This is a genomic window from Neisseria sp. P0022.S010, from assembly GCF_051956635.1.
The window spans coordinates 1-6,973 of the sequence record NZ_JBQCXF010000143.1 but is presented as its reverse complement, the minus strand read 5'-3'; the positions used below and the strand labels follow the sequence as shown (position 1 = coordinate 6,973).

Below are 6,973 nucleotides of genomic sequence, written 5' to 3'. Positions count from 1 at the left end.
TAACGTAGTCTTGAGCTTCTTCGCACAATTTGATGCCTTTTTTCAGCGCATCGCGTACTTCGTATTCAGTGTTCAAGTCTGCTTTCAGGCAGGAAATTACGTCGGTACCGATATTCAGTTCGGCACGGGTCATTTTAGGAGTACCGCCCAACATCAGGATACGACGGATGAAGTCTTCGGCGTGAGTGGTTTCTTCTTCCATCTCGTGGTTCAAACGTTCGAACAGTTTGTTGTAACCCCATTCAGAGTACAGACGAGAGTGGATAAAGTATTGGTCGCGAGCAGCCAGCTCACCGGACAACAATTCATTCATGTAATCAATAACAGCTTGGTTGCCTTGCATAATTCTTTCTCTTTCTTTTAAAAGTTGACGATCACGAAATGAAGATTCGTGTGTTGTTACGGAATGAGCGAATTGTATGCACAAGTAGCGGTTTTGACAAATTTTTTATTTAAAATACAAACAATTATCAAAAAATTTAACCCACCCAAAAGGCCGTCTGAAAAATTAATCCCCTGTTTTTAATAATATTTTTTTGACATTAGTATTAAGAATCCATTGCATCATTCAAAAACATTTACATTCGTTAACCATAAATAAAAGCAAATAATCCGACAAAATCAATCAAATTTAATTATGAATTATTCTCAACTGCTTTTGCCTTATTTTTTTGAATCACCCATTCCGTCATCACTTGCGAATCATGCTATAATCGCCAGTTATCTTTTTTTTAAGCAACCAGCTAAACCTTATAAATCATCATGAAACAAATCCGCAATATTGCCATCATCGCCCACGTCGACCATGGCAAAACCACATTAGTTGACCAATTGCTGCGCCAGTCCGGTACATTCCGTTCCAACCAGCAAGTCGAAGAACGCGTCATGGACAGCAACGATCTTGAAAAAGAACGCGGCATTACCATTCTCGCTAAAAATACCGCCATCGAATACGAAGGCTACCACATCAACATCGTAGATACCCCGGGACACGCCGATTTTGGTGGCGAAGTGGAACGTGTATTGGGCATGGTCGACTGTGTCGTACTGTTGGTTGACGCACAAGAAGGCCCTATGCCGCAAACCCGTTTCGTGACCAAAAAAGCCTTGGCTTTGGGTCTGAAACCGATCGTCGTCATCAATAAAATCGACAAACCGTCTGCCCGTCCAAGCTGGGTTATCGACCAAACATTCGAATTGTTCGACAGCTTAGGTGCAACAGACGAACAATTGGACTTCCCTATCGTTTATGCTTCCGGCCTCTCTGGCTTTGCCAAATTGGAAGAAACCGACGAGAGCAACGATATGCGTCCTCTGTTTGAGACCATCTTAAAACACACGCCTGCACCAAGCGGCAGCGCGGACGAAACGCTGCAACTGCAAATTTCCCAACTCGACTACGACAACTACACCGGCCGCCTCGGTATCGGCCGCATCCTGAACGGCCGCATCAAACCCGGCCAAGTCGTTGCCGTCATGAATCATGAAGAACAAGTCGCCCAAGGCCGCATCAATCAGCTGTTGGGCTTCCAAGGCTTGGAACGCGTACCTTTGGAAGAAGCTGAAGCCGGCGACATCGTGATTATTTCCGGTATCGAAGACATCGGTATCGGCGTAACCATTACCGACAAAGACAACCCCAAAGGCTTGCCGATGTTGAGCGTGGACGAGCCGACACTGACCATGGACTTTATGGTCAACACTTCTCCTTTGGCCGGCACTGAAGGCAAATTCGTAACTTCCCGCCAAATCCGCGACCGCCTGCAAAAAGAATTGCTGACCAACGTTGCCCTGCGTGTTGAAGATACAGCCGATGCCGACGTCTTCCGCGTTTCCGGCCGCGGCGAATTGCACTTGACCATTTTGTTGGAAAACATGCGCCGCGAAGGCTTTGAATTGGCAGTCGGCAAACCGCGCGTGGTATTCCGTGAAATTGACGGTCAAAAATGCGAGCCTTACGAAAATCTGACTGTGGACGTACCGGATGAAAACCAAGGCGCGGTCATGGAAGAACTCGGCCGCCGCCGTGGCGAATTGACCAATATGGAAAGCGACGGTAACGGTCGTACACGTTTGGAATACCATATTCCTGCACGCGGTCTGATCGGTTTCCAAGGTGAATTTATGACCTTGACCCGCGGTACCGGCTTGATGAGCCACGTTTTTGACGACTATGCTCCGGTTAAACCTGATATGCCCGGCCGACACAATGGCGTATTGGTTTCTCAAGAGCAAGGTGAAGCCGTTGCTTACGCCCTGTGGAACTTGGAAGACCGCGGCCGTATGTTCGTTTCTCCAAACGATAAAGTCTACGAAGGCATGATTATCGGTATCCACAGCCGTGATAACGACTTGGTGGTAAACCCTCTGAAAGGCAAAAAACTGACCAACATCCGTGCCAGCGGTACAGATGAAGCCGTCCGCCTGACCACGCCTATCAAATTGACTTTGGAAGGCGCAGTTGAGTTCATCGACGATGACGAACTGGTTGAAATCACGCCACAATCCATCCGTCTGCGCAAACGCTACCTGAGCGAGTTGGAACGCCGACGCCATTTCAAAAAACTGGACTAATCCTGTTTGATTGACATACTTTAAAATCAAGGCCGTCTGAAAAGTGTTTTGGAAATCCTAGATTTCACTTTTACACTTTCAGACGGCCTTTTATCATCTGTTTAAATAAAGTAAATCGACATTTCTTCCGCCTGCACCGCCGCTTCATCAGTACGATCATTTTTACGATATTGTCCCGGCGATATCCCATATTGCTTTTTAAATGCCTTACCAAAATGCGTTTCCGATTGAAAACCGACCGAAAGCGCAACCGATAAAACCGAATCCGCCGTCTGTTTCAACAATAACGCCCCCTGCTGCAAGCGGATGCTGTTAACAAAGGCATGCGGGCTTGTTCCCGTCTGCTGTTTAAATACCCGCATCAACTGGGCACGGGACAAATTGGCCATCGCAGTCATTTTCTCAATATTCCATTCTTCTTCCGGTTTTTCGACGACTGCCTGAAGCAAATTCCGCAAACGTTTATCCTGCCAACCATTCAGCAAACCGCTTAATTGAGCTTCCTCATTTTTCTCCAAACAGGCACGAAGCAGAAAGACCAGCAACACCGAAGCCAATGCATTCACAACTGCCACCGAGCCGGATAAAGCCTGACTGCTCTCATATTGCAATAAGGTCACCAAATACTGCAAAGACGGATGGTTGATATTCAATAAAACGGTATCAGGCAGTCCCATCATCATATCCGCCTGCGCTTCATATTCAAACCGTGCGCAAAAAAGATGCAAGGCAGCCTCTCCACCGGCATGACTTTGCTTGACTTTAAATGCACCATTCTCAGCCGTCAGCACGCGAACACCGAAATTTTCACAACTGCTGTCGCTGCTCAAAGTATGGCCAACGCTGCGCGGGAAGAAAATAATATCCCCCGCACTCAGCAGCCTGGCCTCTTGCTCCCCATCAATTCGGATATAACCCGAACCGGCAGTTACGATATGCACCAAACCATGCGCACGCTTTGATTCATGCCTCACATACCACTCCCCCTGAAACAGACATTGAACATCCACGCTGCCTTTTACCTGCGCCAATTCGACCAGTCTATCCAAAATATCCATAGTGTTTTTTACCAATAAATGAGATGTTTTGACGATTTTAATCTTCCAATTATTGCAATAATACACACACCAAATATAAACGGATAGGATTTTTTATCTTATCCACTCATATTAAGAAAGGACATATCATGTTTAAAGACTGGCCTGAACATACCGCCTTGGTAAAAAAAGCATTCGGTGAACTGGGTAAAAATCATCCTAAAATGCTGCAAGCCTACGGCGCACTGGATCAAGCAGCCGCTGCCGAAGCATTGGATGCCAAAACTCGCGAACTGATCGCCATTGCCGTTGCCATTACCACACGTTGCGAAAGCTGTATCAGCGTGCATGCCGCCGCCGCAGCCAAAGCAGGTGCAACTGAAAGCGAAATCGCCGGCGCATTGGCCACCGCTATCGCACTGAATGCTGGTGCCGCTTATACCTACGCTTTGCGCGCTTTGGAAGCAGTAGAAACCCAACGCTAATCGGTCTGTAAAATCAGGCCGTCTGAAAGACGACTCCCCTTTCAGACGGCCTGATGAAATGCTAAACTGATATAGTTATTATATTATTTTCTATCTAACAGGAGATTGAATCATGAAGAAACTGCTGACCGCCGTACTTTTTGCCGCCGCTATCGCTACTCCTTTGGCCGCTTCCGCTGCCTCTATGCCTAAAGTTGAAAAAAGCGCGGCACAACCTGCAAAAGCAAAAGGCGTTTGGATTGATGTCCGCTCTGCCGAAGAATTCAAAGAAGGCCATTTGCAAGGTGCGCTCAATATTCCGCACGACCAAATCGTTGAACGCATCAAATCCGTCAGCCCGGATAAAAACGCACCGGTCAACCTCTACTGCCGCAGCGGCCGCCGAGCAGAAGCCGCGCTGACCGAACTGAAAAAAGCCGGTTACACCAACGTAACCAACCATGGCGGTTATGAAGATTTGGTGAAAAAAGGTTTGAAATAAACCTAGCTGATTTTAAAAAGGCCGTCTGAAACTTTTCAGACGGCCTTTATTGCATTACAGACAGCAACTTCCAAATCTCAAACGTTTGCTGAGACCAGTTTCATGAATCAATTGTTTGATAACCAAAATATTGGTGTTATCGGCCAACGCGCGGATACTGTGCGCCTCCATCGGCTCAAGACGGATAACTTGCAAGCCTTCAGTCTGCAAAACTTCGTCCACCGTTTTGATTTCGGCTTTGCCGTTTAAAACCAAAAGCAAAATAATCGCATCCGTCTCATATGCCGGAATTTCATTATTTTTCTGCAGTGAAAGCTGAACAATCTCCTGATTGCCGTCTGAAGCAATCACGCCGCCCAATAAAGCTTTGGGGTCTAATTCATAATGTTTCATTATTATCCTTTCCGCCCAAACGTTGCCGATTCGTGGACAATCGCTCAAGCAAACCAGTACAATACCGCCCATTCTACCGATAGACACAATATTGTCACATGAACATATTAATCTCAAACGACGATGGTTATCTTGCGCCCGGTTTGGCAGTTTTGGCAAGAGTGTGTGCAGAATTTGCCAATGTCAGGGTGGTTGCGCCTGAACGCGATCGCAGCGGCGTCAGCAATTCCCTGACTTTAGACCGTCCTTTACAACTGAAGCAGGCGGAAAACGGGTTTTATTATGTGAATGGCACGCCCACCGACTGCATTCATGTCGGCCAGCATGCCCTTGCCGATTTCAAACCCGACTTAGTCTTATCCGGCATTAACAACGGCGCAAACATGGGCGACGATACGCTTTATTCCGGTACGGTTGCCGCCGCGACGGAAGCCTATCTGATGGGCATTCCCGCCATTGCCTTCTCTCTTGCCGATTCCAGCGGCCGTTATTGGGAAACCGCAGAAAAAGCCGCTTGGATGCTGCTTTCCTACTTTCTCAAACACCCTATTTCCAAACCCATCTTATGGAACATCAATATCCCTGCCGTCGCACCTGAAGATATCCAAGGCATAAAAATAACACGGCTCGGCCGTCGCCATCATGAACAAAGCATTGTTCCCATGTATAATCCACGTGGCGAACAAATTTATTGGATTGGGCCGGTCGGCGATGTTTCCGACAGCGAAGAAGGTACCGACTTTGGCGAATGCGCGGCCGGCTTCATCACGATTACCCCCCTTCAAGTCGATTTGACTGCCTACGGACAAATGGAGCAAACCGCTTCCTTTTGGTCAGAAATCCCTGCGCCTTAACAGTCCCTAACAGCCGAACACTTGAGAAACAAGCATATTTTTATTATGATATGCCCCGACGAGAACAATTACCCGAATACGAAAGTCATTAACATGTTGAAAAAAAGTGTATCTTATGCCGGATCGGCAGCTTTGGTTTTATTACTTGCAGCCTGTGCCAGCCAACAACCGGCTCCTGTAGTCGTCGGCACACAAAGCGGTGGTTCAACAACAAGCTCTACTGCTGACAATCCTTACGGTGCCGCGCCTTACAATACCAACACCAGCCCTGCGGCAGATGCGCCATACACTCCGCCGGCAAGTACACCTGCGCCAACGTACAACAGCGGCAGCACCGGCACTTACACGCCTTCTTATGCGCCTGTTGATATCAATGCCGCGACACATACTGTTGTTCGCGGTGATACCGTTTACAACATCTCCAAACGCTACAACATTACCCAAGACAATCTGCGTGCATGGAATAACTTGGCCGACAACACCATCAGCGTAGGCCAAACCCTGCGTGTAAAACCTGAAGGCTACGTTGCACCGGCAGCTTCTGCAAGCAAACCTTCTACCCCAACAACTACAACCACCGCTCCAACTCCAAGCACGCCTGCCAATACCCCGACCGTGTCTACCGGCAGCAGCCGCAACGTCAGCGGCATTACATGGCAACGTCCGACTACCGGTAACGTTATCGCCAACTTCGGCGGCAGCAACAAAGGCGTGGATATCGCCGGTACGCAAGGCCAGCCTGTCGTTGCAGCGGCAGACGGTAAAGTCGTTTACGCAGGCTCAGGCTTACGCGGTTACGGCAACTTGGTCATCATCCAACACAACTCCTCATTCTTGAGCGCATACGGCCACAACCAACGCCTGCTGGTTAATGAAAACCAAACCGTTAAACGCGGTCAAACCATTGCGCACATGGGTAATACCGATGCATCCCGCACCCAGTTGCACTTTGAAATCCGTCAAAACGGCAAACCGGTCAACCCGGCAAATTATGTTGCCTTCTAAGCTGATTCAAGCAACCTAATTTCAATTCAATCCCTGCCTAAATGTCATTTAGGTAGGGATTGTTTGTACCGGTTTCCCATGAAATTTCATCTTCCCTTTCTTTATACCCTGCTATTGGGCGGTTGCGCCGCGTTTTTGCCATCA

Annotated in this window: 8 protein-coding genes; 5 read left to right on the top strand and 3 right to left on the bottom strand. The window is 48.0% G+C overall.

Going from position 1 to position 6,973, the window contains the following annotated elements; all coding sequences use genetic code 11:
• The coding region (locus tag ACTHUT_RS11995) for a bacterioferritin (protein ID WP_440418826.1) at window positions 1–343 on the bottom strand (343 nt) is incomplete at its 3' end.
• A gap of 419 nt (window positions 344–762) precedes the next feature.
• On the opposite strand from ACTHUT_RS11995, the gene typA reads away from it, so the two are divergent.
• On the top strand, window positions 763–2,574 hold the full coding sequence (gene typA, locus ACTHUT_RS11990) for a translational GTPase TypA (protein WP_003746523.1): 1,812 nt from the start codon (window positions 763–765) through the stop codon (window positions 2,572–2,574).
• A gap of 101 nt (window positions 2,575–2,675) precedes the next feature.
• Here the strand turns inward: typA and ACTHUT_RS11985 are convergent, their stop codons facing one another.
• Window positions 2,676–3,632 (bottom strand): cupin domain-containing protein, encoded by a 957-nt coding sequence (locus ACTHUT_RS11985; protein WP_440385837.1) that lies wholly within the window; start codon window positions 3,630–3,632, stop codon window positions 2,676–2,678.
• Window positions 3,633–3,760: 128 nt separating this feature from the next.
• On the opposite strand from ACTHUT_RS11985, the gene ACTHUT_RS11980 reads away from it, so the two are divergent.
• Complete coding sequence (locus tag ACTHUT_RS11980) at window positions 3,761–4,096, top strand: carboxymuconolactone decarboxylase family protein (RefSeq protein WP_003686488.1); 336 nt, start codon at window positions 3,761–3,763, stop codon at window positions 4,094–4,096.
• Window positions 4,097–4,208: 112 nt separating this feature from the next.
• On the top strand, window positions 4,209–4,577 hold the full coding sequence (locus ACTHUT_RS11975) for a rhodanese-like domain-containing protein (protein WP_003746517.1): 369 nt from the start codon (window positions 4,209–4,211) through the stop codon (window positions 4,575–4,577).
• 54 nt (window positions 4,578–4,631) lie between these two features.
• On the opposite strand, the gene ACTHUT_RS11970 is transcribed toward ACTHUT_RS11975, so the two are convergent.
• A complete protein-coding gene (locus tag ACTHUT_RS11970; RefSeq protein WP_049349531.1) occupies window positions 4,632–4,970 on the bottom strand; it encodes a hypothetical protein in 339 nt (112 codons plus the stop codon).
• 98 nt (window positions 4,971–5,068) lie between these two features.
• Here ACTHUT_RS11970 and surE point away from each other — a divergent pair, with 98 nt between their 5' ends.
• Window positions 5,069–5,824, top strand: coding sequence for a 5'/3'-nucleotidase SurE (gene surE / locus ACTHUT_RS11965; RefSeq protein WP_440385836.1), 756 nt, complete (start codon window positions 5,069–5,071; stop codon window positions 5,822–5,824).
• Window positions 5,825–5,917: 93 nt separating this feature from the next.
• Window positions 5,918–6,829, top strand: coding sequence for a peptidoglycan DD-metalloendopeptidase family protein (locus ACTHUT_RS11960; RefSeq protein ID WP_049343617.1), 912 nt, complete (start codon window positions 5,918–5,920; stop codon window positions 6,827–6,829).
• Window positions 6,830–6,973: the final 144 nt, after the last annotated feature.